Raw genomic sequence first — 26,876 nt, 5'->3', positions numbered from 1 at the left:
GAACGATCATGTGTGGGCGGCCTCGACCTGGTCGATCTCCGCGAGGATCTCGTCGCGGAGTCCGGGTGAGCAGAAGGCGGCGCGTGCCCCGGTGCGGGCGATGTCCGCGAGCTCGGCGATGCCCATGCCGAACGCCTCGTGGCAGAGCAGGTATTCGGCGTCGAGATCGGTGTGGAACATGCCAGGGTCGTCCGTGGCGAGGGTGACCGGCACACCCGCGGCGACGAGCGCAGGGAGCGGGTGTGCCTCGACGTCCTTGACCGCACCCGTGCGCAGGTTGGAGATCGGGCAGACCTCGAGCGGGATCCCGTGCTCGGCGAGGTGCTCCAGCAGCCGCGGGTCCCCGGCGGCGCCGATCCCGTGCCCGATGCGCTCCGCGCCGAGCTCGGTGACCGCGGCCCAGACCTCGTCCGGGCCGACGGTCTCGCCCGCGTGCGGCACGCTGTGCAGCCCGGCGGCGACGGCACGGCGGAAGGCGGGCGCGAAGTCGGCCCTGCGCACACCCACCTCCGGCCCGCCGAGACCGATGCCGACGGTGCCCTCCGGCCGGTACCCGACCGCGAAGTCGACCGTCTCCTCCGCGCCGGCCGGGCCGAGCGTGGCGTCGGCGTCGAAGACCCAGCCCAGCTCCACCCCGTGCCGTTCGCGGGCCAGTGCGCGGCCGTCCGCGAGCGCCGCCGCGAGGTCGGCGTAGCTGATCCCGGCCATGCGGTTGCGGACGGGCGTGACCTGCACCTCGGCGTAGCGCGCGCTGCGGAGTGCCAGCTCGGCCGCGAGCCCTTCGAGCAGGGTGACGATGTCGGCGCCGGTCGTGACCAGCAGGTTCACCCGGTGGTAGACGGTCAGGAAGTGCGGGAAGTCGGTGAAGGCGTAGAAGCGACGCAGCTCGTCGCGGTCGGTGGGGACACCGCCGTCGGGGTGGCGGCGGGCGAGGGCGAGCACGGTGTCGAGTGAGGCGGAGCCGACCAGGTGCAGGTGGAGCTCGACCTTGGGCAGGGCAGCGACGAACGCCGCCACGGAGGACGCGGACACGGAAACCTCTCGGGAAGACGGGACGGTGGGCGGCGTGCCGCTCCTACCAGTCGGCGTCGCCCCGGTCGTAGCACTGCCCGTAGAGCGGCCGCCTGAGCAGCTCGGCCGTCCGGAGATCCACGAGGGCCACCTTCCCCCGGCCGTGGCCGCGCGTCAAGCAGGGCTGGCTCTGCCCGGCGGCACGAGCGCGTGGGCGCCGTCGGGATCGGCTACGCGGTCTTCACCAGTCCGCCGTCGATCAGGTAGTCGGCGCCCGTGATGCTGCCCGCGCGCGGCGAGCAGAGCTGCACGATCAGGTCGGCGACCTCGGCGGCCTCGATGAGCCGTCCCGTCAGCATCCCCGCCTGCGCCGGCAGGGCTGCCAGCAGCTGGTCGTGTGGTACGCCGAGCTTGGCCGCGAGCTGGCCGCCGTAGGACTCCGGGTGCTCCCAGAGCGCCGTCCGCACCGGCCCCGGCGACACGGTGTTGACGCGCACGCCCTGCGGTCCGAATTCCTCGGCCAGCGCCTTGCCGAGAGCAGTCAGCGCGGCCTTCGCCGTCGTGTAGGAGACCGGCCCGCCCGACGGGATCCGCGCACCGCTCGACGAGATGTTGACGATGGCACCGCGCCGGCGGATCAGGCTCGGCAACGCCGCCCGGGTCGTCTTCACGGTCGCGAAGAAGTTCAGCCCGAAGACGTGCTGCCACAACTGGTCGTCGACCCCGAGGAAGCCTGCCGTCGCGTCGCCCTCACCGCCGCCGACGTTGTTCACCAGCAGGTCGAGCTCCCCGAGCTCCAGCCGGGCCGCCGCGACCAGCCGCTCCGGACCATCCGGGTCGGTCAGGTCCACCGGGACGACATGCGCGCCTGTGCGCTGCAGGTCCGGCGTCTCGGTCCGGGCGGCCGCGACGACCCGGACACCTTCCTCGACGAGCCGCTCGACAGTCGCGAGGCCGATCCCCCTGCTGGCACCGGTGACCAGCGCGGTCTTGTCCTTCAACTGGAGATCCATACCGGACCCCTCCTCTGAGTTGCGTCTTGACCGACCTCGTAAACGTATCTGCTGCGTCATCAATGTCGCAACTATGGGTCGCTGCGCGACAGTCGAGTAGACTTGGGTGGTGAGTGATGTCAGCAGCCGCCCTCTGCGCGTGGACGCTGAGCGGACCGTGCTGACGATCCTGGAGGCGGCGGAGCGGGTCCTCACCCGCGATCCGGCGGCCACGATGGAGGAGATCGCCGCGGCGGCAGGCGTCGCGCGCACGACGGTGCACCGCCGGTTCAGCACCCGCGAGGCGCTGATCGCCTCACTCGCGGGTTGGGCCAGCCGGCAGCTCGAAGCCGCCGTCGACGAAGCCCGCCCGGACACCGCGCCACCCCTTGTCGCGCTCTACCAGGCGACCGCGAACGTGCTCCGGGTGAAGTTCTCCTGGAGTTTCTCGATGGGCACCGCCCTCGCTAAGGGCGGCGAGGTCGAGGAGATCCAGTGCCGGATGCTCGACACGTGCGACCGGCTGTTCCGGCGCCTGCGGGACAACGGCGCACTGCGCGCCGACGTCGACCCTGTCTGGGCGCGCCGGGTGTACTACGCCCTGATCCACGAGGCCTGCCAGGACGTCGGCACCGAGTCGGACCCCGACGCCGACACCCTGGCCACCCAGCTGATCAACACGCTGCTCCGCGGAGTCGGCAACCCAGCCACCCCACTCTGACCCGACACGGCCTAGGACGAGCGAGGTGCGGAGCGCTGCGGCCCCTCCCCACGAAGGGTCAGCAGGCGGCAGGCCCCTCGAGCACCCCGGTGCGGAACCGTCCGATGCGCTCGAACCCGCGCTCGGACGAGTCGGAGACGCCCGCCGCGTCGCGGGCGACCCAGTCGGCGGCGAGCAGCACCTGCACCGCCTCGTCGAGGTCGCCGGGGGAGAGCTGGAAGCCGTCCCCTGCGTCGAACAGCCTGCCGGTGTAGGCGCCGGTGAGACAGGTCGCGGCGGCCCCGGCGGGCGCGCCGAGCGGCGACTCCCCACTGGCGTCGAGCATCGCGATGCCGTAGCGACCCGCCACGACGGTGGCGCCTGCGAAGTCGCCGACCTCGTCGTGGAGCCGTTCGAGCGCGGCGACGTCGACCGCCACCCCGCCGTCCTCCTGGCAGTAGGCCGCAGGCCCCTGTGCGGCGAGCTCGGGCGCGGGGCAGGCGCCGCCGGTGGAGAGCTGCGGCGGATCCCAGCCGGGGGCGAGGGGGCCGAAGAACTCCGCGGCGTCGCGCTCGACGAACGCGAGCAGCTCCCTCAGCGGCAGGTTGCCGCCCCGGGCGAGATCGGCCTCTGAGCCGAACCGGCGCTGGGTGAACGGCCGGTTGTCCACCGTCATCCCGGCGCAGAGCGTTGCGCCGTCGGTCCAGCCGTCCTGGAACGCGGAGACCCGGTCGAACGCGTTGCCGTGGGCGGACTCGTCGCCCGCCGCGACGCCGAGCGGGTCGCGGAACCCGACGAGCGCCTGCATCGCCATGTCGCGTTCCTCGAGGCCGAGCGGGAGGCCCGCGACCGGCTCCTCGGCGAAGCGGGCGAGCGCGGCGCCCGCGTAGCAGTCGGCCATCGACTCCAGCAGGATCGTGGGGAACCGCTGGGGGTCGCGGCCCTGGTCGGCGTCGACGCCGAGCCGCGACTGCACGGCGTGGCCCACCTCGTGCGCGATCACCACGGCCACGCCCACCGGGCCGAACCGCTCGTGCAGTGCCGGGATCAGGCCGTCGGCGTCCCACGCGATCACATCGGCGGCAGGGCAGTAGAAGGCCTGGTCGGACAGGTCGGCAGCGCGGTTGATGCACGGTGGCGGCGGGGCCGCGGGGTCGCGCGTCTCGACGGCGACGAACGTGCTGATGTCGCGCCACTCGCGGCCGAACGCCGCGGGGAACTCGGCGCGCCAGAACTCCTGCACAGCCGTGGTCGTGGCTTCCGCGACCCGCCCCGCGGGATCGGACTGGGCCGCGCCCGCCGGGGTGGCAGGCGCGGGAGCGGCGGCCGCGCGTGCGTTCCCGGGCACCACCTGACCGCATGCGCTGGTCAGGATCAGGACCGCGGCGACGAGCGTCGTGAGCCGATTGATCGGTGCTGACACGGGCTTCATCATGACCTGCGGGGCCGTTGCGGGGGACCGTTTCGGGCGAACTCCTACCGGCCGGATAGCGTCAGGCACCGTGTCCCTGCTGAACCGAGGGCCGGACCGGGCCCCTCCGGCACCGCGCGAGCGGGTCGTGACGCTGCGCTGGGCGGTGTCCGGCGTGCTCGTGCTGGCGTCGATCGTCGCGACCGTGGTGCTGCACGTCCGGCACCCCGACGCGCTGGTGACGATGCTGCCGGGGCCCGACATGCGCGACCTGCACGTCGACTTCGACACGTTCTGGCACTCCGCCGTCGCCCTCGTGTCGGGCGATGACATCTACGACACCCCGGCGAAGCTCACCAACCTCAACCCCCCGCTGCTCACGGTGCTGCTGGTGCCGTTCGCCTTGCTGGACGCGCTCACCGCGTACCGGGTGTTCATGGTCTTCACGGTGCTGCTGGTCGCGGCAGCGATCCTCGCGGTGGCCCGTGAGCTGCAGCTCTCGCGCACCGCCACCGTGCTGGCGCTCGTCGCGGTGCTGGCATCCTCCCCGCTGCACGGCGCGCTCGTGCTCGGCCAGATCTACCCGCTGCTGCTGGCCGGTCTCGTCGCGGGCTGGATCGCCCAGCGGCGCGGACGGCCGGTGCTCGCCGCGGTCCTGTACGGCGTCACGGTGGCGCTCAAGCCGTCGCTCGCGCCGGTCCTGCTCCTGCTTGCCGTCCAGCGCCGCTGGGTGCCGCTGCGGGCCGGCGTTGCGTCGGCGGCGGTCGCCACCCTCGCCGGCGTGCTCATCGCGGGGCCGTCCAGCGGGATCGAGTGGCTGAAGATCGCCTTCTCCGAGCCGGTGCCCGACACCGTCGACAACGCATCGCTGCCCGGGCTCGCCGTGCGGTTCGGCGTGCCGTCCGTGTTCGGCATGCTGGCCGGGCTGGCCGTGCTCGTCGGCACCCTCGTCTGGATCGGCCGCAACCGCGACCGGATCGACCCGGCCGGCACCGCGCCGTGGGCGGTGCTCGCGGCCGGGCTGCTGTTCTCCCCGATCGCCTGGCACAACTACCTGTTGCTGCTGTTCCCGGGCGCGCTCGCGCTCGTGCCCCTCGGGCTCGGCGCGCTCACGGCGGCCGGGCTGGCGCTCGCCGTCATCCCAGTGTCGTGGAACGCCGACTGGCCACCCGAGGGTGTCGCCCCTGACCTGGCCCGGTCGCTCTACTGCGCGATCCTGCTCGCTTACTGGGCGGTGCTGCTGTCGTCGTCGGTGCGCTCGGCAGCGGAAGAGCCGGTGCCGTCGGACTGAGCCGCCGGGGTCGGCGGCGCCTCCTCAGGAGCGTCGCCGCTCACCGGGGCGGCCGGGCCGTCGTCGAGCACCGTCTCCGCGCCCGGCGCGGGGTTCTCCGGCACGGCGTCGTCCCGGCCGGTCTCGGCGGGTGCCGGGGACACCGTGGGCAGCTCTCCGGTGTCCGCGGCGTCGTCGGGACTCGGTTCCGCCGGCGGAGCGGTCTCACCGGCACGCGCGGTGCTCCACGGCGCGTCGGCCCACGCGGTGGTCCCCGCCGGGCCGAATCCGTTCTGCGACGCCGGGGCGACATCGGCGGGCTCGGTGGCCGGACGGGTCACCGGCGCGCTGGTCCCCGTGCTGACCGCGGCGGGCCCCGCGACGGCCGACGGCCGTTCCGGCGCATCGGACGTGGGGACCTCGGCGTCGAGGTCCGGCTCACCCGCGCCCTCGGTGGGCGACGGCCGCGACACGGGCGCGCGCTCGGGCGCGTCGGAGGCGGGCACCTCCTCGGCGAAGTCGGGCTCGTCGGCGACACCGGGCGGGGCCGGTTCGGCGGTCGCCGCCTGGCTGGCGGCCGTAGTGGCCGCCGCGGTCGGTGCCGCGCTCGGCGCCGCCGCGGTCGTCGCCGCGGCGCGCCTGCTCACCGCGCCGCCACCCGGCTCCGGCACGAGCCACAGCACACCAGCGGGCGGAAGCTGCAACACGGCCGACGCCGGCCGCCCGTGCCACATCGTCAGCTCGGCCTCGACGGCGCCCAGGTTCCCGACGCCGGAGCCGCCGTAGATCTGCGCGTCGGTGTTGAGCACCTCGCGCCACCGTCCGGCGAAGGGCAGCCCGACGCGGTAGTCGCGCTTGGGGCTGCCGGAGAAGTTGGCGACGCAGGCGAGCACGGTGGGCTTGCCGTCGGCGTCGACCCCGTGGCGCAGGAAGCTCAGGACGTTGCCGGAGGCGTCGTTGGCGTCGATCCAGGAGAAGCCCTCGGGAGTGAAGTCCTTCGTCCACAGCGCGGGCGTGGCGCGGTAGGTCCGGTTCAGGTCCCCGACCAGGGTCTTCACGCCGCCGTGCAGCGGGTCCTCGAGCAGGTGCCAGTCGATCGACCGGGACTCCGACCACTCCCGCTCCTGGCCGAACTCGCCGCCCTGGAACAGCAGTTGCTTGCCCGGGTGTGCCCACATGTACGCCAGCAGCGCGCGCAGGTTGGCCGCCTTGTTCCAGGCGTCGCCCGGCATCCGCTCCCACAGCGAGCCCTTGCCGTGCACGACCTCGTCGTGCGACAGCGGCAGCACGAAGTTCTCGCTGAACGCGTACATCAGCGAGAACGTCATCTGGTTGTGGTGGTAGCCCCGATAGATCGGGTCACGCCCGGCGTAGTCGAGCGTGTCGTGCATCCAGCCCATGTTCCACTTGAAGCCGAAGCCCAGCCCGCCGAGGTGGGTGGGCCGGGTGACGCCGGGCCATGCCGTGGACTCCTCGGCGATCGTCACGACGCCGGGGTGGTTGCGGTAGACGGTGGCATTCATCTCCTGCAGGAACGCCACCGCGTCGAGGTTCTCGCGGCCGCCGTGGACGTTGGGCAGCCACTGGCCCTCGGGGCGGGAGTAGTCGAGGTACAGCATGCTCGCCACGGCGTCGACGCGCAGGCCGTCGATGTGGAACTCGTCGAGCCAGTAGAGGGCGTTGGCCACGAGGAAGTTGCGCACCTCGCGGCGGCCGAAGTCGAACACGAGCGTGCCCCAGTCGGGCTGCTCGCCGCGCCGTGGGTCGGCGTGCTCGTAGAGCGGGGTGCCGTCGAACCGCGCGAGCGCCCACTCGTCGCGCGGGAAGTGCGCAGGCACCCAGTCGACGATCACGCCGTAGCCGCGCTGGTGCAGGTGGTCGACGAAGTAGCGGAAGTCGTCCGGGGTGCCGAAGCGCGCGGTGGGCGCGAAGTAGGACGTGACCTGGTAGCCCCACGACCCGCCGAACGGGTGCTCGGCCACCGGCAGCAGTTCGACGTGCGTGAACCCCGCCTCGTCGAGGTAGTCGGCGAGCTCGCGGGCCAGTTCCCGGTAACCGAGGTTCGGCCGCCACGAGCCGAGGTGCACCTCGTAGACGCTCATCGGCTCGGCGTGCGCCTGGCGCAGCGCGCGCGCCGCCATCCACTCCTCGTCGGCCCAGCTGTGCTCCGAGGAGTCGACCACCGACGCCGTCGCGGGCGGGATCTCGGTGCGGAAGGCCAGCGGGTCGGCCTTGTCACGCCAGCGCCCGTCCTTGCCGAGGATGCGGAACTTGTAGCGGGTGCCGGGCGTGATGCCGGGGATGAACAGCTCCCACACGCCCGAGCCGCCGAGCACGCGCATCGGGTGTGCCCATCCGGTCCAGCCGTCGAAGTCGCCGGTGACGCGCACGCCCTGCGCGGTGGGCGCCCACACCGCGAAGCTCGTGCCGGTGACCCGGCCCGCGGGGGTGTCGTAGCTGCGCACGTGCGCGCCGAGCACGTCCCACAGCCGCTCGTGGCGGCCCTCTCCGATCAGGTGCAGGTCGATCTCGCCGAGCGTGGGCAGCCAGCGGTAGGGGTCGTCCACGATGTCGACGCGCTCGCCGTAACGCACGGCGAGGCGGTAGTCGGCGGGGGGCCCCGGCACCACGCCGGAGAACAGGCCGGAGTCGTGCACCTTGACCAGCGGGAACCCCTCCCCGCCGTCGCGCACGACCGCCACCTCGTCCGCGTGCGGGCGCAGGACACGAACAACGGTGCCGTCCGCGTGCGGATGCGCACCGAGGACCGCGTGCGGGTCGTGGTGCGCTCCGCCGAGCAGCCGGTCGATCGTGTGCGGATCCGGCGGGCACGGGTCGGGTCGCTCGCTGATCGTCTGGGTCCGGTTCTCCTCACGATCCACGCGCGCACCCTAGTGCGCCCGGTCCAAGGTCGCCGACCCTGGGAGCAACGATCCGATCACTGTGCGCTTGCTGCATGATCGGGCGCATGTGTGGGCGGCTGCTCATGGGCGGGATCTTCGCGCTCTTGCTCGCCCTCGTGGTCGGCGTCGCGGTGGCGTTCCCGGCCGTCGCCGCCACCACCTGCCCCGGCTGCTACGGGCTGGACCGCGTGCGAAAGGGCCTGCACGTCGAGCCGGGCGTCGCCGCCGCGCAACGGCAGGAGGTGAGCGACGCCGTCGACGAGGGCACGCGCCGCGTCGCGGCGTTCTTCGGTGGCCTGCGCGCCACTCCGGCGTTCGTCGCCTGCCTCACCGACGAGTGCTACTCGGGGATCGGCGGTGGCGGTGAGCGCGGGATCGCCGTGCTGAACCGCGCGGTGATGCTGTCGCCCCGCGGGATCGACCCGGTGATCGCGGCGCACGAGCTCACCCACGTCGAGCTGCACACCCGGCTCGGGAAGCGGACCGTGCCTCAGTGGTTCGACGAGGGGCTCGCCGTCCTCGTCTCGGACGACCCGCGCTACGTGCGGCCCGACGGCGACCGCTGCCTCGTCGAGCCTGCCGGGCCGCTGCCGGAGACCCTCGACGACTGGCTGCGCTCCGCGAGCGCCGACGCCCAGGTCTACGCGCAGGCCGCGTGTGCGGTGAGCCGCTGGACGGCGACGAACGACCTGCAGGCGCGCCTCGCGGGCGGCGCGCCCATCCCGTGATCATGACTCCGCAGGCAAGGTCTCCGGCAGACCGAAGTGCGGGAACAGGCCCTCGTCGATGAAGGCCGTGACCGCGGCGATGCGGTCGCCGCGCAGCGTGAGGACGTCGATGATGCGGCCGACGAACGCGCCCGCCTGCTCGTCCCAGATGTAGCAGGCGACGGCCTGCTGGCCGTTGGCCCGCACCGGCATGTGGCGCCAGCGGTGGCGCAGCGGAAGCTCGACGAGGAAGTCGGTGATCGGCCCGGCGCCGCGGTACCAGCTGGGCAGCGGTGGCATCGACCAGGTGGCGTCGGCCGTGAGCATGGAGACGAGCGTGTCGGCGTCGCCCCGCTCGAGCGCGGTGGCGTACTCGGTGACGAGCTCGCGCAGCCGGGTGTCGCCGAGCGCGCGCAGCGTCTGCTGCTGGCTCTGCACCGGCCGCAGCTCGTGGACCACCTTCCGGGCCCGTTGCAGCGCGCTGTTGACCGATGCCGGGGTGGTGTCGAGCGTGTCGGCGACCTCCTTCGCCGAGTAGCCCAGCACCTCGAACAGCAGCAGCGCGGCCCGCTGGTTGCCCGGCAGGTGCTGCATCGCCGCGACGAACGCCAGCTCCACGCTCTCGCGCTGTTCGTAGCGCGCGTGCGGTGCCGCCCGGCCGTCGGCGACGGCGGAGTCGGGGTAGGGGCCGAGCCATGCGACGTCGGTGAGTGGCTGTTCGTCGACCGCGGCGCGGTCCACCGACGGGCCGAGGTCGATCGGCAGCGCCCGCCTGCCCCGCCTGCCGATCGCGTCGAGGCAGGCGTTCGTGGCGATCTTGTAGAGCCACGAGCGCACCGAGCTGCGCCCCTCGAACCGGTCCATGCCCCGCCAGGCCCGCAGCAATGCGTCCTGGAGGGCGTCCTCGGCGTCGTGGAGCGAGCCGAGCATCCGGTAGCAGTGCGCCTGCAGCTCGGCGTGCAGCGGCGCAACCAGGCGGCGGAACGCCTCGCCGTCGCCCGCCCTCGCTCGCTGGAGCTCGGCCTCGGCCACGTCGCTATCGGACTCGGTCATCGCTCACGAGTGTGTCGCAGCCAACCGACAGTTTCCGGTCAGACGCCCGCGTCGGACTGGGCGTCGGCGGTGAGCCTGCGGATCGACGCCAGCGGGATCGCCGACCACGCCGGCCGGAACCGGGACTCGTAGACCACCTCGTACACGGCCTTGTCCAGCTCGAACGCCCGTAGCAGGACGTTCTGCTCCCGCGGGTCGGTGCCGGCGCGCAGCGCGTAGCCGTCGCAGAACGCGGATCGGTTGCGCTCGGCCCACTCCCTGGCCCTCCAGACGAGCTGGGAGTCGTGGTCCGGGTCGGTCCACTGGTCGGTCGGTTCCCACTGGGACAGCTGGTGGAACGCGGCATAGTCGAACGACCGGAGCATGCCGGCGACGTCGCGCAACGTCGAGTCGGGCCGGACGCGCTCCGAGAGCGGGGCGGCGGGCTCGCCCTCGAAGTCGATCACCAGCCAGCCCTGCGGCGTGCGCAGCGTCTGCCCGAGGTGCAGGTCGCCGTGCACCCGCTGGGTGGGCAGCGGGCCGGTGAGTGCCGCGACGGCGTCGTAGATCGAGTCGATCGGCCCGGCGTGCTCGGCGAGCGCCGGCACCTCGGCGACGGATGCGGACAGGCGGTCGTGCCACTCCCTCGCCAGTGCCCGCGGATCGGCCTCGCCGGTGGCGAGCGCCTCGCGCAGCTCGGCGTGCACGACGGCGACGGTCTCGCCGAGGCGGGACGCCTCGGCCGCGAAGTCGCCGCCCACCTCGTCGGCCCGCAGGTCGCCCTCGGCGAACAGGTCCCGCACACTCGCCTGGGCCATGGCCCAGCCGTCGGCGGAGTTCGCGGCGAAGTCCTGGAGCATCCCGAGCGTGACCGGTTCCCCGTGGAGGACACCCTCGATCGCGCCCTGCAGCGCGGCCACGTCGACGCTGCCGACCGACCGCAGCGCCCGGTGCAGCTCGAGGTCCGGGTTGATCCCGGGCAGCACGCGGCGGAACAGCTTGAGGATCGACTGCTCGCCCCACGACACCGAGGTGTTGGACTGCTCGACCCCGAGCACCCGGCCGGGCACGCCCTGCGCGATCTCGGCGCCCGGCTCGGGGACGAATCGGATGTCACCCGCCGTGTGCCCGGTGCGGATGGCGTCGAGCAGCCACTCGGTGACCGCGGTGTCCCACAGCGCGTCGTAGGCGACGTGGCTGCCGACGGCCCCGATCACGACGTGCTCCAGCTCGCCGCGCGGGTGCTCGCGGCGGGCGACGAGGAGCTGGTAGTGCTGCACCGGGGAGTCGTCGGCGAAGTCGACGGCGAGGAGCACGTGGTCGAGGAGGGGCACCCCGTCGGTGCGCAGCGGCGTGATGGACGCGATCGCGACGGACCGGACCTGCCGGCCCTTCGCGGCGAACCAGCGCTGCTTCGGCAGCCACGCGGGCAGAAGTTCGGGGAGCTCCTCGGCGAGCGTCATCCAGTTTCCTCCGCAGGGGTGATCGAGAACCAGTAGAAGCCGTGCCCGGGAAGGGTGAGCAGATAGGGCAGCTCTCCGATACGCGGGAAGGGCACACCTCCGGTCAACTCGTGGGGGGCGTAACCCTGCCACGCCGAGAGGTCCAGTTCCACCGGCTGGGGGAAGCGCGACATGTTGTTGACGCACAGCACCACGTCGTCGCCGGACGAACGGATGTAGGCGAGCACCGACGGGTTCGAGCCGCCGAGCTCGTGGTACTCGCCCAGCCCGAACGCGTGGTGGCGCTTGCGGACCTCGATCATGTGCCGGGTCCAGTGCAGCAGCGAGGTGGTGCTGTTGAGCTGCGCCTCGACGTTCACGGCCTGGTAGCCGTAGAGCGGATCCATGATCAGCGGCAGGTAAAGCCGCCCTGGGTCGCAGGTGGAGAAGCCTGCGTTGCGGTCCGGCGTCCACTGCATCGGGCTGCGCACGGCGTCGCGGTCACCGAGCCAGATGTTGTCGCCCATCCCGATCTCGTCGCCGTAGTACAGGACGGGCGAGCCGGGCAGCGAGAGCAGCAGCGCCGTGAACAGCTCGAGCTGGTTGCGGTCGTTGTCGAGCAGCGGGGCCAGCCGGCGGCGGATGCCGATGTTGGCCTTCATCCGCGGGTCCTTGGCGTACTCCGCGTACATGTAGTCGCGCTCTTCGTCGGTGACCATCTCGAGCGTCAGCTCGTCGTGGTTGCGCAGGAAGATGCCCCACTGCGCGCCGGACGGGATCGCGGGCGTCTGGGCCAGGATCTCCGAGATCGGGAAGCGGTTCTCCCGGCGGACGGCCATGAAGATGCGCGGCATGAGCGGGAAGTGGAACGCCATGTGGCACTCGTCGCCGCCGACCTCGGCGTCGCCGAAGTACTCCACGACGTCCGACGGCCACTGGTTGGCCTCGGCGAGCATGACGCGGCCCGGGTACTCGACGTCCATCACCTTGCGGCAGCGCTTGAGGAACGCGTGCGACTCCTCGAGGTTCTCGCAGTTGGTGTCCTCGCGCTCGAACAGGTACGGCACCGCGTCGAGCCGGAACCCGTCGATGCCCAGGTCCAGCCAGAACCGCAGGACGTCGATCATCGCGTCCTGCACGTCGGGGTTGTCGTAGTTCAGGTCCGGCTGGTGGGAGAAGAAGCGGTGCCAGTAGAACTGGCCGCGCACCGGGTCGTAGGTCCAATTGGACGTCTCGGTGTCGACGAAGATGATCCGGGCGTCGGCGTAGCGGGAGTCATCGTCGGACCACACGTAGTAGTCCCCGTAGGGGCCCTCGGGGTTGCGCCGGGACTCCTCGAACCACGGGTGCGTGTCGGAGGTGTGGTTCATGACGAGGTCGGTGATGACCCGGATGCCGCGCTTGTGCGCCTCGTCGAGCAGCACCACGAAGTCGTCGACGGTGCCGAACTCGGGCAGCACCGCGCGGAAGTCCCTGATGTCGTAGCCGCCGTCGCGTAGCGGGGAGTCGTAGAACGGCGGCAACCAGAGGCAGTCGACGCCGAGCCACTGGATGTAGTCGAGCTTCTCGGTCAGGCCGCGCAGGTCGCCGGTGCCGTCCCGGTTGGAGTCGGAGAACGCCCGGACCAGCACCTCGTAGAAGACGGCCCGCTTGAACCAATCATGATCGACGTCCAGCGGGCGCGCATGCTCGAAATCCTCGGACGATGTCTCGACGATCTGGTCGTCTTCGGTGTGCCGGGTCTCTGTGGCCGAGGTGTCGATCGACATGGGCGTATCGCGTTCCTACCGGGCGGGGACGGATGGCGGAGGGGGCACCCGGCCAGTCTTACCGGGCGGAGGGCCCGGGTGCAGGACGTGGCTCGGCGGCCGCGTCGGAGCGTAGCTCCCGGCGTCGCGGAGCTCGGGGGCAGCCACCTCAGACGAGTCGCGGATCGCATCCGTAGGCTCACCGCGCGTGACGGGCTCGCGCGTCCGTCGAGTCCGGTCCTTACGCCGTATGGACGGCGCGCACGCCCGTCTGCAGGAGGACCCTTGGTCGCCCCTCGAGTGGAAGGAGTGGGCTGTGTTCGTACAGGTGTTCCAAGGGCAGATCGGCGACGCGGAGCAGATGCGCGAGGCGCTCGAGGACTGGACGCGGCGGCTGGCGCCCGGCGCCGATGGCTGGCTCGGTAGCACGGTCGGCGTGACCGACGACGGCACGTTGATCGGCATCGCCCGCTTCGAGTCGGCGGAGGCGGCGCGCCGCAACAGCGGGCGGGCCCAGCAGGGCGAGTGGTTCTCGGGTGTCGAGAAGCTGTTCCCGGAGGGCGTGCAGTTCCACGACTGCAGCGATGTGTCCGTGGCGCGTCGCGGCGGCTCGGACGAGGCCGGATTCGTGCAGGTGATGCAGGGGCGCACGGGTGACGTGGCCCGGCTGCGCGAGATGACGTCGAGCCTCGATCGGGACCACCCGGACATTCGCCCGGACCTGCTCGGCTACATCACCGCCCTCCACGACGGCGGAGACGGCGCGTTCACGCAGGTCATGTACTTCACCTCCGAGGAGGAGGCGCGGGCTGGCGAGCGGGGCGAGATACCCGCCGAGGCCGCAGAGGTGCTGCGGGAGGCCATGGAGCTGATCCAGGACCTGCGCTACTACGACCTGCGGGAGCCGTGGCTGCACTCGCCGCGCTGATCGGCGCGTGCGGCGACCACATCCGTTCGCCGGGTCTGGTCGGCGGGGTGCGGACCTGCAGTGGTTGTGGGCGCCTTCGGTGGCGCCGGGCCTGAGGAACCCGGGGCCTCCGGTGGCGCCGCGCAGTGTGCGGGGTCGCCCCTCACGATTCAAGGGCGCCTTCGGCGTCGCTGCGCGATCGCTGCGCGACCCTTGATTCGCGAGCCTCTGCGACCCCTGGGGCATGCAGCGCGGGCAGGCCAAGGGCCTGCCCCTCAGGGCGCGCGGCGCCACCGGAGGCGGTCCGACGGACATGATCAACGCTTCGGCGCGAAAGCGGGCGAAAACGACCCGGGAACGCGCCGAACTACTGATCAAGCTGCCGTGGCCGTGAACCGGCCATTCCGTGGCACGCACTACCGGAGGCCTCGGGGGCTCTGGACGGTGCCTCCCGGCTAGTGCTGGCGTACTCGCGCAGCCGGATGCGCCCTGATCTCCGCGAGACGTGCGGGCTAGCTGCTCAGGGGCCGGCCGGCCTCGTCGTAGCTGTGGCGCGCCTTGTCGACCTCGTCGAGATGGTCGTCGGCCCAGTGGGCGAGCTGCTGGAACAGCGGGGCGAGGCTGAGTCCCAGCTCGCTGATCTCGTACTCCACCCGCGGCGGGACGCTGGGGTGGTAGGTGCGCGTCACGAGGCCGTCGCGCTCCAGCTGCCGCAGCCGCTGGGTGAGCACCTTCGGGGTGATCGTCTCGATGCGGCGCTGGAGCTCGACGAACCGCTGCCGGCCGGACGCGTGCAGCGTCCACAGGATCGGGGTGGTCCACCGGCTGAAGACGATGTCGACGACCGGGGTGATCGGGCACGCCTGCACAGTCACGGAGATAGTCACTTTCCTCTAGGTACCTACTAGCCTCCGGACACTAGCTTCCGTTCGTACCGGCTGACCAGCCGGACGAGCGGGAGGAGCAGATCGTGATCGTGGTGACCGGAGCTACCGGGAACGTGGGGCGGCCGCTGGTGCAGGCGCTCGCCGTGGCGGGGGAGAAGGTGACGGCGGTGTCGCGCAGGCCGGCCTCGGACTTGCCGGCGGGCGTAGTGCACGTCGAGGCCGACCTGATGCACCCGGCGACCCTCGAGCCGGCGTTGGACGGAGCTGATGCGCTGTTCCTGCTGACCTCCGGGGAGTGGGACGCGGGAGGTGGCGACATGGCCGCCGTCCTCGACGTCGTGCAGGCCCGGGGCGTGCGCCGCGTCGTCCTGCTGTCCTCGCAAGGCGTTGCCACCGGCCGTCACCCGTCCGACCTGGAGGACGCTCTGACGGGGTCGGGCGTGGACTGGACCGTGCTGCGCCCTGGCGGCTTCGCGTCGAACGACCTGTGGTGGGCGGAGGCGGTCCGCGACCGGCGAACGGTCTTCACACCGTTCCCGGACGTCGGTCTTCCCGTCATCGACCCCGCTGACATCGCCGACGTCGCCGCCGCTGTCCTGCTGGGCGACGGGCACGTCGGCCAGGTGTACGAGCTCAGCGGGCCGGTGCCGATCGCGCCGCGGCGGCGGGTCGCGGCGATCGGTGCGGCACTGGGCGAGGAGGTGCGGCTGGTCGAGCAGACCCGCGCGGAGGCCAAGGCGCAGATGCTGCGGTTCATGCCGGAGCGGGTCGCCGACACAACCCTCGACATCTTCGGGGAGGCGACACCCGCCGACCAGCGTGTGAGCCCCGACGTCGAGCGAGTCCTCGGCCGCCCGCCACGGGCGTACGCCGAGTGGGTCGGGCGGAACATCACGGCGTTCCGCGACTGATCGCTGGAAGTGGTGTCAGCGCGACGAATCTGTCGCCCTGACACCACTTCCGCCGATCAAGGGGTGGCGCTCCGCGCCACGCGGAAGACGTGCGCCACGTTCCGCGACGGATCGAGTCGCACGTAGTTGTACCGGCCCCACTCGTAGGTCTCGTCGGTGATCTCGTCGTGCACCGTGAGGCGGTCGTCCCATTCGGCGCGCAGGGCGGGCATGTTCAGCGAGGTGGTGCCCTCCTGCGGGTGGAACGAGTCGAGCGTGCACACCACGAGCACGGTGTCGCCGGTGACCGGGTCGGTCTTCGAGTAGGCGATGATCGAGTCGTTGTCGACCTCGTGGAAGTGCAGGTCGCGCAGCTGTTGCAGCGCCGGGTGGGCGCGGCGGATCTCGTTGAGCCTTCCGAGGTAGGGCTCGAGCGAGCGGCCGTGGTTGAGGGCGGTGGCGAAGTCGCGGGGACGCAGCTCGTACTTCTCGGAGTTCATGTACTCCTCGCTGCCGGGGCGCACCGGCTCCGACTCGAAGAGCTCGAAGCCGGAGTAGACGCCCCACGTCGGCGACAGCGTGGACGCGAGCGTGGCCCGGATCGCGAACATCGCGGGCCCGCCGGTCTGCAGCGACTCGTGCAGGATGTCCGGGGTGTTCACGAAGAAGTTGGGCCGGCACTCGTCGGCGCGCTCGGCGTGCATCAGCGCGAAGTCGGTGAGCTCCTGCTTCGTGGTTCGCCACGTGAAGTACGTGTACGACTGCGTGAAGCCCAGCCGCGCGAGCCCGAACAGCCGCGCGGGGCGCGTGAACGCCTCGGCGAGGAACAGCACGTCCGGATAGCGGGCCTTGACCTGCCAGATCAGCCAGTGCCAGAAGTTCGGCGGCTTGGTGTGCGGGTTGTCCACGCGGAAGATCCGCACCCCGTGCTCGGCCCAGTGCAGCACCACCCGCAGCGACTCGGCGTAGATCCCGGCCGGGTCGTTGTCGAAGTTGACCGGGTAGATGTCCTGGTACTTCTTCGGCGGGTTCTCCGCGTAGGCGATCGTGCCGTCGGGGCGCACGGTGAACCACTCGGGGTGCTCTGCCACCCAGGGGTGGTCGGGGGCGCACTGCAGAGCGAAGTCGAGCGCGACCTCCATGCCCAGGTCACGGGCGCGGTCGACGAACGCGTCGAAGTCCTCGAGCGTGCCGAGCTCCGGTTCGATGGCGTCGTGCCCGCCCTCGGCGGAACCGATCGCCCACGGCGAGCCGACGTCACCGGGCCCCGCGTTGACGTTGTTGTTGCGGCCCTTGCGGTGCACCGTGCCGATGGGGTGGATCGGTGGCAGGTAGACGACGTCGAAGCCCATCGTGGCGACGCGGTCGAGCTCCTTCGACGCCGTGAGGAACGTGCCGTGGATGGGGCGGCCCATCTCGTCGACGCCGCCGGTCGAGCGCGGGAAGAACTCGTACCACGACCCGAAAAGGGCCCGCTCGCGGTCGACGTGGATCTGCTGCGGGCGCCCGCGCGTGATGAGCTCGCGGACCGGACGCTCGGTCATGATCTTCTCGACGGCCGGGAACAGCGCGGGTGCCACGCGCGCGTGCAGCGGGAGCGCGGTGTCGCGCAGCGCGTTGGCTGCGCCGAAGAGCAGGTCGCGGTGCGGGCGCTCACCTGGGCGGCGGCCCACCCGCTGCAGCAGCCGGGCACCTACCTCCAGGTCGTTGGCCAGCTCCTCGGCGCCCTGCCCGGCCGACAGCTTGACGGTGACGGTGTGCCGCCACGTGGACCACGGGTCGCTCCACGCGTCGACGCGGAAGGTCCACAGGCCCGGCTCGTCGGCCACGACGGTGGCGGCGAACCGATCGGTGCCGGTGCCGACCGGAGTCATGCGGACGTGGTGCGCCGCGCCCTGGCTGCCGATCCGGCGCCAGACGACGTTGGCCGCCACCGCGTCGTGGCCCTCCCGCCACACCGTGGCCGTGATCGGGACGACCTCGCCGACGACGGACTTGCTCGGATGACGACCACCGCTCACGGTGGGAGTCACGTCATCGATTCCGAGCCGACCGGTCATCGGCACACCCCCAGCTGAGCACCCGTCGTGGAAGTCACAAAACTACCTACCCGATCTGCGTTCGATCAGAACGGGGCGCCGCCGTTCACCCGATGGTCACCCGACCGACCCAATGATGCCGGTGGCGAGCCGGCGGAGGCGACGGTTGAGTTGCTCCGGGTGGCGTATCAGCACGTCCGCGCCGGCGTCTTCACCCGGAGGGGGAGACATGACGGAAGAGATCACGATCACCGGCACGGCCGCGGGAGTCCCGTTCGTCGCCGTACCTCCGACGACGGCGGGCCGGACGTACCCGACCTGCCGTGAGGACGGCCGCCGTCCGTCGGTCGCTCTTCTCAGCCGGCGCGGTCGGGGCCTGCGCGGGTGAGCTCGACCCGCAGCAGCACCCGCCGGTCCCGACGCATGGCCTCGCGATAGTCGTCCCAGTTCTCGTGCTCGCCCGAGACACGCCGGTAGTAGTCCACGAGGCCGTCCATCGCGCCCGGCAGGGAAATGATCTCCGCACGTCCTTCCACCTGGGCCCAGCGTCCGAAGAACCCGTCCGGCAGCACACAGAGCCACAACCGCGGGTCCCGGCGCAGGTTGCGCACCTTGAGGGCGGTCTCGCGGGTGCTCACGAGCGCGCGCCCCTCGTCGTCCACGGCAACGAGGACCGGCGACATCTGCGGGGTGCCGTCACCCCGGATCGTGGCGAGCACCGCCCGGTGCTGCTCGCGGATGACCTCTCGTGCCTCGTCGAGATCCATCGGACGACCCTAGCGACCAAGGATCGCCAGCGCCGGCGACCGCGCGAGCTGCCCGGTTCATGGTCCGGCGGTGATCGGCGGTTCGGGGACGACCGCCGGGTGCAGCCGCCGGAGGCGCTGCGGGTCGGCGAGGATGTCGATCTCGGTGATCCTCCCGTCCCTGACGGTGAAACCCATTACCGCGACCGGCCGCCCGTGTGCGGTCGCGACCACCCCGGCAGTTCCGTTGATCAGCGCGGGTCGCGTGGACGCGGCCCGTCTCGAGAAGGCGAGTGCCTGCTCGGCCACCGGCCGCGCCCCGCGCAGGACCCTGGAGCCGGCAGCGGGCGCTCCCCAGTCGGCGCGGACCACGACGTCGGGGTCCAGCACGGCGACCAGCGCCTCGAGATCGCCGGTGCGGGCGGCCGCGAGGAAGGCGTCCACCACCTTGCGCTGACCGGCGAGGTCGGCGTCGGGCAGCGCCTCCGAGGTACGAACGCGGCGGCGGGCGCGGCTGGCGAGCTGACGGGCGGCGGCCGGGGAACGTCCGAGAATGGCGGCGATCTCCTCGAACGGCACGGCGAAGGTGTCGTGCAGCACGAGTGCCAGCCGCTCGGCCGGCGCGAGCTCCTCCAGGACGACGAGGAGCGCCAGCCCGACCGCATCGGCGAGCAGCGCCTCCTGCTCCGGGTCCGGCGCATCGGAGTAGGCGAGGATCGGGTCGGGTAGGTGCACCCCGGACGGCTGCTCCCGCCGCGCGGCGCGAGTGCGCAGCATGTCCAGGCACACCCGCGCGACGATGGTGGTCAGCCACCGGCCGAGGTCGTCGACGCCCGCTGCGCCCGCGCGGCTGACGCGCAGCCAGGCTTCCTGCACGGCGTCGTCGGCCTCGCTGAGCGAACCCAGCATCCGGTACGCCACCGCCCGCAGCCGACCGCGGTGGGCGTGGAAGCGCTCTGCGAGGCGCTCGGCTTCCGACACGTCACATTCTCCCGACACGATCCGTCATCACTGATGACGGATCGAACCCAGTCGATGTGACACCCCAGGGGGAGCCATGCCGCCGATCACCTCGACCATCGAGATCGCGTGCCCACCGAAGGAGGTCTTTGCCTACGCCACCGATCCCGGGCGGTTCGCCGAGTGGCAGAGCGACGTTGCCGGCGTGCGCATCCACGGAGACCGCCCGCCCGGCCTCGGCACGAGGTTCACCACCACGCGGAAGATCGGGCGGGTCGAGTACCGGACCACACAGGAGATCACCGATTTCCGCCCGCCGATGAGCTTCGCCGCTGGCAGCGTCGACGGGCCGCTGCGGGTGAACGCGACCATCTCGGTGGAGCCGATCGACGGTGGCAGCGGCTCGCGGGTCACCTTCACGCTGGACTTCCACGGGCGGGGAGCGGGCAAGCTGCTGATGCCCGACGTCTTCGGCCGGATCGCGGCCAGCCGAGCGCCGCAAAGCCATCGCAACCTGAAAGAACTGCTGGAGCGCGGCACGTACTCGGGGCCTGACCAACGCCGTCGCGGTGCCGCCGGAGGAGCGGAGCATCCGTCCTGAGTTCGGCGTCACACAGGTTGACGTGCCGCGAGCCGGCCGGCCACGTACGCGCCGATGCCGGTCACCGCGACCATGGCCGCCAGGTAGGCCGACACGCCCCACACGCCGGCGGGCGAGGCGAGGATCAGCGTGGCGATGATCGGCGCGAGCGCTCCGCCCGCGATCGCGCCGAACTGGTAGCCGATCGACGCGCCCGTGTAGCGGACCTCCACCGGGAAGGCGCCCGCCGCGACGGCGGCCGCGGGGCCGTACATCGGCGAACCCGAGACGCGGGCGAAGAACATCGCGATGAAGACGAGCGCAGGGACGGCCGTGGACATCACCGGGAGGAAGAAGATCGCGGCCACCCCGGCCACGACGGAGCCGTACACGATCATCCGGTGCCGGCCGATCTCGTCGGACTTCGCCGAGAACCAGAGTGACAGCGGCACCTCGACGATCGCGCCGACGATCACCGCGAGGATCAGGAACGTGTTGACGATGCCGAGGGTGGTCGACCCGTACTGGATCGCGAACGTCGCGGCCATGTACCCCATCGCCGTGATGCCGGAGAAGATCGCCGTCCCGCAGAGCACCTGTGGCCAGTGGTTGCGCACGACCGTCACGATCGGCAGCTGCAACGGCGGGTTCTCGCGGGCCGCGGCGAACTCGGGGCTCTCGGTGACCCTCAGCCGGACGTAGAGCCCGACGAGGACGAGCAGTGCGCTGATCAGGAACGCGATGCGCCAGCCCCATGCCAAGAACTGCTCGCTCGGCATCACACCGGCGAGGATCAGGATCGCGAGGTTCGAGGTGATCAGCCCCAGCGGCACGCCGAGCTGGGGGAAGGCGCCGTAGAAGCCGCGACGGGCCTCGGGGGCGTGCTCGACCGAGATCAGCACCGCGCCGCCCCACTCCCCACCGACCGCGAGGCCCTGCGCGATGCGCAGCACGACGAGGAGGATCGGCGCGGCGGCCCCGATCTGTTCGTACGTGGGCAGCAGACCGATCAGGAAGGTCGCGACCCCCATCGTCACCAGCGTGGTGACGAGCGTCATCTTCCGCCCGATCCGGTCGCCGATGTGCCCGAAGATTACCCCGCCGAGCGGGCGTGCGATGAACCCGACGGCGAACGTGCCCAGCGTGGCCAGCGTGCCTGCGAGTTCGGATGTGCCGGGGAAGAACTGGCTCCGGAAGACGATCACCGCGGCCAGTGCGTAGAGGAAGAAGTCGTACCACTCGATCGTGGTGCCGACGAGGCTGGCGAGGGCCACCTTCCGCACGTCGGTCGGAGTGGGCTGCGCGGTCGACGCTGACATGTGCGCTCCCGATGGCGCGGCGAGTGTGGGGTGGCAGAACAGTGCCCGGTGCCCGTTTCGCGCGCCATCGCACTTTTCATGTGGCGGAAGTCCCCTCATCCCGCAGCAGGGCCCGCGTGAGCGTGTCGAGCCACACCCCGGGGACGCATCCGGAACGCGACGACGAGCGAGACGGCGGAGACCGCCGCCATGGCCAGGAACGCGTCGGAGAATGCGGCTCCCGCGTGGGCGGTGAACAGCGGGTTGAGTGCGGCGCCGCCGCCCTGCTCCCGCGCGCTCACGAGCGCGCCGAACAGGGCCGGCCCGGTGCCTGCGCCGAGGAACTGGGCGCCCTGGAGGATCCCGAGGCCGACGCCGACCTGGTCGGGCGGCAGCGCGCTCGCGGCGGCGCTGATGATCGGGGTCAGCACGAGGAGGAAGCCGACGCTGAGGCCGAGAACACCCACCCCGGCCGGGATCACCCCCGTGACGGTCGAGAGGAAGAGGGCGAACACGAGCATCGCGGTGAGGCCCGTCAACACGAGCGGCCGGGCGCCGATGCGGTCGGCCAGCCTGCCGACGAGCGGCGAGAGGACAGCGACGGCGATCCCGGCCGGCACCATGACGATGGCCCCCTCTCCCGGGGTGAGCCCGTTGACGTCGATCAGCAGCAGCGGGACGAACACCAGCGCGCCGAGGTTGACGATCATGGAGAGGAACGCGACGCCGACCGCGGTGCGGAAGACGCGGTTGGCGAACAGCGCCGGCGGGACGAACGGGTGCTCGGCGCGGACCGTGCGCCACCCGAAGAGCGCGAGCGCCACCACCGCCACGGCGAGGCTGCCCCACGACGAGGCCGCGGTGACGCCCGCGACCTGTGCCTGTGTGATGCCGTACAGCACCAGCCCCGCGCCGAGGCCCAACAGGGTCCCGCCGGTCAGGTCGAACCGGTCCGTGCCGGCCGGAGGCTCGCCCGGCAGCACCCGCCACGCCGCGGGGAGCAGCACGAGCGCGACCACCGACATGAGCCAGAAGAGCGCTGGCCACCCGAGCAGCTGCCCGATCCCCCCGCCGACGGCCGGCCCGGCCGCGGTGCCGACGCCCGCGGCCGCGGAGACGACGCCGATGCCCGTTGCGCGCTTGCCGGGTGGCAGCAACCTGGTGACGGCGATGATCGACAGCACCGGTATCGCGGCCCCGCCCACCCCCGTCACGATCCGCCCGAACACGAGCACGGGGAGGTTCGGGGCGAGCGCGGAGACCAGGCTCCCGGCCGCGTAGGTCAGCAGCGCGAACGCGAAGAGGCGCCGCAGGCTCACCCGGTCGGAGAGGCGGCCGTAGAGGGGGATGCCGATCGAGAACACCAGCAGGAAGCCGGTGACGACCCACGCGAGCTCGGCGGCGGAGGCCCCGAACTCGGCCCCGATCGCCGGGAGCATGAGGTTGACCATGTCGCTCGCGACGACCGTGGCGAGCAGTGCCGGCGTGAGCACGGCCAGCAGGGCGGGCCCCGCGCCGGTTCGTTCCGTCGTGGACGTCATAGGGCGTTCCTCCGTTTACTGCCACGTTGATGGTTACAGTTAGGGCAAAAATGAACGGCGGAGGTCGATTGCCTCCGCCGTTCTCGGGGGCGACTAGCGCGCCAGTTCGCGTTCGCGGGTCAGCGTCTCCTGGACGAGGTGTTCGATGGTCGTGCGTCCGAGTCGCTCTTCCATGGCGTGCTCCGCGGCGCGGAACTCGGACTCGAGCAGGGCCTGCATGTGCCGCCCGACCTCGCACGCGTCGCTGGGTGGATGCGCGTGCCGGGACAGGACCGGGCCTTCCTCCACCGCGGCGAACGCGTCGTGGAGCGTGATCTCCCGCGGGCTGCGGGCGAGGGTCCAGCCGCCGCCGCGTCCCTCGGTGGACAGGACGAGGCCCGCGTCCCGCAGGCTGCCGAGGATGCGCCGCACCAGAACGGGGTTGCTCGCGAGGCTGTCGGCGATCTCCGCCGAGGTGAGCGACCGGTCGTTCCAGCGGCCCAGCATCGTGAGCGCATGGATCGCGACGGCGCTCCTACTGCTGAGGCCCATGTGATCCTTCCGCTCGAACTGCAACCAAGTTAGTTCTAGTTCGATCGGCTGTCAATCAAGCGGCGAGCACTGGACCGATCCCGGGATCCATTCATCTATCGTCTGCCGGGTGAAGGCTCTCCGCAGGTTCACCGTTCGCGCCCAGCTGCCCTCCGCGCTGGCTCCGCTGCAGACACTGGCCACCAACCTGCGGTGGACCTGGCACACGCCCACCCAGGACCTCTTCGCCACGCTCGACCCCGACGCGTGGGAGCGCGCGGGACACGACCCGGTGCGGCTGCTCGGGGAGATCTCCTCGGCGCGGTTCGAGGAGCTGGCCAAGGACGCGGACACGGTCGTCACCGTGCGCGAGCTGGCCGACGACCTCACGAGCTACCTGCAGGAGCCGCGCTGGTACCAGCTGGAGCGCGAGGACGACCCCTCGCTGCCCGCTGCCGTCGGCTACTTCTCCATGGAGTTCGGCGTGAGCGAGGTGCTGCCGAACTACTCCGGCGGCCTCGGCGTGCTCGCGGGCGACCACCTCAAAGCCGCGTCCGACCTCGGTGTGCCGCTGATCGGCGTCGGGCTGCTGTACCGCTCCGGGTACTTCCGGCAGTCGCTCTCGCTCGACGGCTGGCAGCTCGAGCACTACCCGGTGCTCGACCCCCAGGGCCTCCCGCTGCAGCTGCTCGCAGGCGAGGACGGCGAACCCGTGCTCGTCGAGGTCGGGATGCCGCGCGGGCGCGTGCTCAAGGCGCGCGTCTGGCAGGCCACGGCAGGGCGGGTGCCGTTGCTGCTGCTCGACTCGGACATCGAGGAGAACGAGCCGGACCTGCGCGGCGTGACGGACCGGCTCTACGGAGGCGACCAGGACCACCGCATCAAGCAGGAGATCCTCGTCGGCATCGGAGGGGTGCGGGCGGTGCGCGCGTTCTGCGCGGTCAGCGGGCACCCGCAGCCGGAGGTGTTCCACACCAACGAGGGTCACGCCGGCTACCTCGGCCTCGAGCGCATCCGCGAGCTGCACGAGCGCGACGGGCTCTCCTTCGACGAGGCCGTCGCCGCGGTCCGCGCCGGCACCGTCTTCACCACGCACACCCCCGTCCCAGCGGGCATCGACCGGTTCCCGGTGGACCTGGTGCGGCACTACTTCTTCGACGGGATGCTGCCCGGCGTCCCGATGGACCGGGTCCTCGCGCTCGGCATCGAGGACAACCCCAACATGTTCAACATGGCCCACATGGGCCTGCGGCTGGCCCAGCGCGCCAACGGCGTCTCCCAGCTGCACGGCGCCGTGTCGCGCGGCATGTTCGGCCCGCTCTGGGAGGGCTTCGACGCCGACGAGGTGCCGATCGGCTCGGTCACCAACGGGGTGCACGGCGCCACGTGGGAGGCCCGCGAGGTCACCGCGCTGCTCGGGGACTGCGGCCCCGTGGCGAACGGTCCACGCGAGCCCGTCTCCGACGAGATGCTGTGGGAGCTGCGCGGCGCGCTGCGGGCGCGGCTGGTGTCCGAGGTGCGCCGCCGGGTGCGGGAGGCGTGGCTGCAGCGCGGCGCGTCCACGCCGGAGCTGTCGTGGACCGACCACGTCTTCGACCCGGAGATCCTCACCGTCGGGTTCGCCCGCCGAGTGCCGACGTACAAGCGGCTCACACTGATGCTGCGCGACAAGGACCGGCTGCGCGACCTGCTGCTCGACCCGCACCGACCGGTGCAGCTCGTCGTCGCGGGCAAGAGTCACCCGGCCGACGACGGCGGCAAGGCGCTGATCCAGGAGATCGTCCGGTTCGCCGACGACCCCGCGGTGCGCCATCGGATCGTCTTCCTGCCCGACTACGACATGTCGATGGCGCGGTACCTGTACTGGGGCTGCGACGTGTGGCTGAACAACCCGCTGCGGCCGCTGGAGGCCTGCGGCACATCCGGCATGAAGTCGGCGCTCAACGGCGGGCTCAACCTGTCGATCCGCGACGGCTGGTGGGACGAGTTCTACGACGGCGCCAACGGATGGGCGATCCCCACCGCGGACGGCATCGAGGACCCGGTGCGGCGCGACGACCTCGAGGCCAACGCGCTCTACGAGCTGCTCGCCACGCAGGTGGCGCCCGCGTTCTACGAGCGCACGAACGGGGTGCCTCCGCGCTGGGTGGAGCTCGTGCGCCACACACTCACCACGCTCCGTCCGCAGGTGCAGGCCACGCGAATGGTGCGCGAGTACGTCGAGGACTGGTACGCCCCCGCCGCGCGTGCGGCCGCCCGGATCTCCGGCGACGACTACGGGCCCGCGCGCGAGCTGGCCGCCTACCGGGCCCGGCTCAACGCCGCGTGGCCGCAGGTCGAGATCACCGGCGTCGACGCGTCCGGCCTGCCGGACACCCCGGAGGTCGGCGCGCCGATGACCGTGCGCGCTTCGGTGCAGCTTGCCGGGCTCGAGCCGAAGGACGTCCTGGTGGAGGCGGTGATCGGGCGCGTCGGCGAGACGGACGACCTCGCCGAGAGCGTCACCGTGGGGATGGAGCACGTCAGCGCGGCGGACGGCATGGGCGAGCGCTTCGAGTCGATGGTCAAGCTGCCGCACGCGGGCCTCACCGGCTACACCGTGCGCGTGCTGCCGGCCCACCCGCTGCTGGCCTCGTCCGCGGAGCTGGGCAAGATCGTCCTGCCCCGCTGAATCACGACCTCTTCGGGAGTTGGAGCAGCGGGATCACCACCTCGTCGGCGATCTCCTCGATCACGTCGAGCGGGATCGGGACGCCGCGGGTGATGAACTGGTGCCGCAGCAGGGCGTGCGCTGCCTCGAGGCGCCGTTCGGTCACCGCGGCGGGGTCCACCTCGCCGCGGGCGACCGCGCGGCGCACGATCTCGCGCACGCCCCCTTGGCTGTTGCCCCGAGCGTAGGAGCGCACGCGCCGGGCCTGGTCCGGATCGCCGAGCGCGTCGCTGAGGATTCCGGAGAGCGCCTGGCCCGCCGGTCCCGCGAGCTGCTCGGCGACCGCGCGCATCATGGCCAGCAGGTCGCCGCGCAGACTGCCCGTGTCCGGTGGTGACCCGGCTTCTGGGAAGACGTGGTACACCGCGTCCATCACGAGCTCGACCTTGCTGGGCCAGCGCCGGTACACTGACGCCTTGCTAGCGCCCGCGCGTTCGGCCACCCGCTCCATCGAGAGCCGTGCGTAGCCCACGTCGGCGAGCTCGGCCAGCACCGCGTCGAGGATCGCCGTCTCCAGCGCGGCGCCACGCCTGCGGGGCCGCTTCCGGTGGTCGAGGTCCGGTTCTGAGAGGGGCCGCGCCGGGGAGCTCAC

At 71.9% G+C, this 26,876-nt stretch carries 21 protein-coding genes and 1 pseudogene; 7 read left to right on the top strand and 15 right to left on the bottom strand.

The features are described from left to right. Positions 1-6: 6 nt before the first annotated feature. A complete protein-coding gene (gene add / locus K1T35_RS40580; protein ID WP_255621251.1) occupies positions 7-1,032 on the bottom strand; it encodes an adenosine deaminase in 1,026 nt (341 codons plus the stop codon). A gap of 209 nt (positions 1,033-1,241) precedes the next feature. Continuing rightward, entirely contained in the window at positions 1,242-2,024 is a 783-nt protein-coding gene (locus tag K1T35_RS40575; RefSeq protein WP_220256987.1) for an SDR family NAD(P)-dependent oxidoreductase, read from the bottom strand. A gap of 109 nt (positions 2,025-2,133) precedes the next feature. Here K1T35_RS40575 and K1T35_RS40570 point away from each other — a divergent pair, with 109 nt between their 5' ends. After that, positions 2,134-2,724, top strand: a complete 591-nt coding sequence (locus tag K1T35_RS40570; protein ID WP_255621250.1) for a TetR/AcrR family transcriptional regulator — start codon at positions 2,134-2,136, stop codon at positions 2,722-2,724. Between the two features lie 58 nt (positions 2,725-2,782). Here the strand turns inward: K1T35_RS40570 and K1T35_RS40565 are convergent, their stop codons facing one another. Further along, positions 2,783-4,126, bottom strand: a complete 1,344-nt coding sequence (locus K1T35_RS40565) for a neutral zinc metallopeptidase (RefSeq protein WP_220256986.1) — start codon at positions 4,124-4,126, stop codon at positions 2,783-2,785. 79 nt (positions 4,127-4,205) lie between these two features. Here K1T35_RS40565 and K1T35_RS40560 point away from each other — a divergent pair, with 79 nt between their 5' ends. Further along, a complete protein-coding gene (locus tag K1T35_RS40560; protein WP_220256985.1) occupies positions 4,206-5,405 on the top strand; it encodes a glycosyltransferase family 87 protein in 1,200 nt (399 codons plus the stop codon). Positions 5,406-6,046: 641 nt separating this feature from the next. Here the strand turns inward: K1T35_RS40560 and glgB are convergent. Beyond that, positions 6,047-8,236: pseudogene (gene glgB, locus K1T35_RS40555) on the bottom strand (1,4-alpha-glucan branching protein GlgB); the annotation flags it as partial. Positions 8,237-8,340: 104 nt separating this feature from the next. Between glgB and K1T35_RS40550 the strand changes: the two are divergent. Then, a complete protein-coding gene (locus K1T35_RS40550) occupies positions 8,341-9,015 on the top strand; it encodes a hypothetical protein (protein ID WP_220256984.1) in 675 nt (224 codons plus the stop codon). On the opposite strand, the gene K1T35_RS40545 is transcribed toward K1T35_RS40550, so the two are convergent. The 3 genes from K1T35_RS40545 to treS are packed head-to-tail and all read right to left on the bottom strand — an operon-like array spanning position 9,016 to position 13,237. After that, a complete protein-coding gene (locus tag K1T35_RS40545; protein WP_220256983.1) occupies positions 9,016-10,047 on the bottom strand; it encodes a sigma-70 family RNA polymerase sigma factor in 1,032 nt (343 codons plus the stop codon). A gap of 38 nt (positions 10,048-10,085) precedes the next feature. Then, the gene (locus K1T35_RS40540; RefSeq protein ID WP_220256982.1) at positions 10,086-11,489 is read right to left on the bottom strand and encodes a phosphotransferase; all 1,404 of its coding nucleotides are present in this window, start codon (positions 11,487-11,489) and stop codon (positions 10,086-10,088) included. Beyond that, positions 11,486-13,237: a maltose alpha-D-glucosyltransferase gene (gene treS, locus K1T35_RS40535; protein WP_220256981.1), complete on the bottom strand. Its 1,752-nt coding sequence runs from the start codon at positions 13,235-13,237 to the stop codon at positions 11,486-11,488. The genes K1T35_RS40540 and treS overlap by 4 nt, the downstream gene beginning before the upstream one ends. A gap of 295 nt (positions 13,238-13,532) precedes the next feature. Here treS and K1T35_RS40530 point away from each other — a divergent pair, with 295 nt between their 5' ends. After that, entirely contained in the window at positions 13,533-14,144 is a 612-nt protein-coding gene (locus K1T35_RS40530; RefSeq protein WP_220256980.1) for a hypothetical protein, read from the top strand. A gap of 491 nt (positions 14,145-14,635) precedes the next feature. Here K1T35_RS40530 and K1T35_RS40525 read toward each other — a convergent pair whose 3' ends face one another. Then, complete coding sequence (locus tag K1T35_RS40525) at positions 14,636-14,998, bottom strand: helix-turn-helix domain-containing protein (protein WP_220256979.1); 363 nt, start codon at positions 14,996-14,998, stop codon at positions 14,636-14,638. A gap of 95 nt (positions 14,999-15,093) precedes the next feature. Between K1T35_RS40525 and K1T35_RS40520 the strand changes: the two genes are divergently transcribed. Next, a complete protein-coding gene (locus tag K1T35_RS40520; RefSeq protein ID WP_220256978.1) occupies positions 15,094-15,921 on the top strand; it encodes an NAD(P)H-binding protein in 828 nt (275 codons plus the stop codon). Positions 15,922-15,977: 56 nt separating this feature from the next. Here K1T35_RS40520 and K1T35_RS40515 read toward each other — a convergent pair whose 3' ends face one another. The 3 genes from K1T35_RS40515 to K1T35_RS40505 all read right to left on the bottom strand — a co-directional run bounded on the left by K1T35_RS40515 (position 15,978) and on the right by K1T35_RS40505 (position 19,666). Beyond that, a complete protein-coding gene (locus K1T35_RS40515) occupies positions 15,978-17,960 on the bottom strand; it encodes an alpha-1,4-glucan--maltose-1-phosphate maltosyltransferase (protein WP_220256977.1) in 1,983 nt (660 codons plus the stop codon). A 335-nt stretch (positions 17,961-18,295) separates the two neighbouring features. Then, positions 18,296-18,706: a PPOX class F420-dependent oxidoreductase gene (locus K1T35_RS40510; protein ID WP_220256976.1), complete on the bottom strand. Its 411-nt coding sequence runs from the start codon at positions 18,704-18,706 to the stop codon at positions 18,296-18,298. Between the two features lie 57 nt (positions 18,707-18,763). Then, positions 18,764-19,666 (bottom strand): sigma-70 family RNA polymerase sigma factor, encoded by a 903-nt coding sequence (locus tag K1T35_RS40505; RefSeq protein WP_220256975.1) that lies wholly within the window; start codon positions 19,664-19,666, stop codon positions 18,764-18,766. Between the two features lie 76 nt (positions 19,667-19,742). On the opposite strand from K1T35_RS40505, the gene K1T35_RS40500 reads away from it, so the two are divergent. Beyond that, complete coding sequence (locus tag K1T35_RS40500) at positions 19,743-20,246, top strand: SRPBCC family protein (RefSeq protein ID WP_220256974.1); 504 nt, start codon at positions 19,743-19,745, stop codon at positions 20,244-20,246. An 8-nt stretch (positions 20,247-20,254) separates the two neighbouring features. On the opposite strand, the gene K1T35_RS40495 is transcribed toward K1T35_RS40500, so the two are convergent. The 3 genes from K1T35_RS40495 to K1T35_RS40485 all read right to left on the bottom strand — a co-directional run bounded on the left by K1T35_RS40495 (position 20,255) and on the right by K1T35_RS40485 (position 23,595). After that, a complete protein-coding gene (locus tag K1T35_RS40495; RefSeq protein WP_220256973.1) occupies positions 20,255-21,544 on the bottom strand; it encodes an MFS transporter in 1,290 nt (429 codons plus the stop codon). 95 nt (positions 21,545-21,639) lie between these two features. Next, positions 21,640-23,064, bottom strand: a complete 1,425-nt coding sequence (locus K1T35_RS40490; RefSeq protein WP_220256972.1) for an MFS transporter — start codon at positions 23,062-23,064, stop codon at positions 21,640-21,642. 93 nt (positions 23,065-23,157) lie between these two features. Next, entirely contained in the window at positions 23,158-23,595 is a 438-nt protein-coding gene (locus K1T35_RS40485) for an Rrf2 family transcriptional regulator (RefSeq protein ID WP_220256971.1), read from the bottom strand. A gap of 109 nt (positions 23,596-23,704) precedes the next feature. On the opposite strand from K1T35_RS40485, the gene glgP reads away from it, so the two are divergent. Next, positions 23,705-26,245, top strand: coding sequence for an alpha-glucan family phosphorylase (gene glgP / locus K1T35_RS40480; RefSeq protein ID WP_220256970.1), 2,541 nt, complete (start codon positions 23,705-23,707; stop codon positions 26,243-26,245). 1 nt (position 26,246) lies between these two features. On the opposite strand, the gene K1T35_RS40475 is transcribed toward glgP, so the two are convergent. Next, positions 26,247-26,876: a TetR/AcrR family transcriptional regulator gene (locus tag K1T35_RS40475; RefSeq protein ID WP_220256969.1), complete on the bottom strand. Its 630-nt coding sequence runs from the start codon at positions 26,874-26,876 to the stop codon at positions 26,247-26,249.

This window comes from Pseudonocardia sp. DSM 110487 (assembly GCF_019468565.1).
Lineage (GTDB): Bacteria > Actinomycetota > Actinomycetes > Mycobacteriales > Pseudonocardiaceae > Pseudonocardia.
The sequence above is the reverse complement of the archived record's forward strand: the minus strand, read 5'-3'. Positions and strand labels throughout refer to the sequence as shown.

Coding starts and splice junctions, on each gene's coding strand:
- K1T35_RS40575 (WP_220256987.1), bottom strand. CDS start 2,024: ATGGATCTCCAGTTGAAGGACAAGACCGCGCTGGTCACCGGTGCCAGC.
- K1T35_RS40515 (WP_220256977.1), bottom strand. CDS start 17,960: ATGACCGGTCGGCTCGGAATCGATGACGTGACTCCCACCGTGAGCGGT.
- treS (WP_220256981.1), bottom strand. CDS start 13,237: ATGTCGATCGACACCTCGGCCACAGAGACCCGGCACACCGAAGACGAC.
- K1T35_RS40550 (WP_220256984.1), top strand. CDS start 8,341: ATGATCGGGCGCATGTGTGGGCGGCTGCTCATGGGCGGGATCTTCGCG.
- K1T35_RS40490 (WP_220256972.1), bottom strand. CDS start 23,064: ATGACGTCCACGACGGAACGAACCGGCGCGGGGCCCGCCCTGCTGGCC.
- K1T35_RS40500 (WP_220256974.1), top strand. CDS start 19,743: ATGCCGCCGATCACCTCGACCATCGAGATCGCGTGCCCACCGAAGGAG.
- K1T35_RS40540 (WP_220256982.1), bottom strand. CDS start 11,489: ATGACGCTCGCCGAGGAGCTCCCCGAACTTCTGCCCGCGTGGCTGCCG.
- K1T35_RS40495 (WP_220256973.1), bottom strand. CDS start 21,544: ATGTCAGCGTCGACCGCGCAGCCCACTCCGACCGACGTGCGGAAGGTG.
- K1T35_RS40485 (WP_220256971.1), bottom strand. CDS start 23,595: ATGGGCCTCAGCAGTAGGAGCGCCGTCGCGATCCATGCGCTCACGATG.
- K1T35_RS40545 (WP_220256983.1), bottom strand. CDS start 10,047: ATGACCGAGTCCGATAGCGACGTGGCCGAGGCCGAGCTCCAGCGAGCG.
- K1T35_RS40510 (WP_220256976.1), bottom strand. CDS start 18,706: ATGGATCTCGACGAGGCACGAGAGGTCATCCGCGAGCAGCACCGGGCG.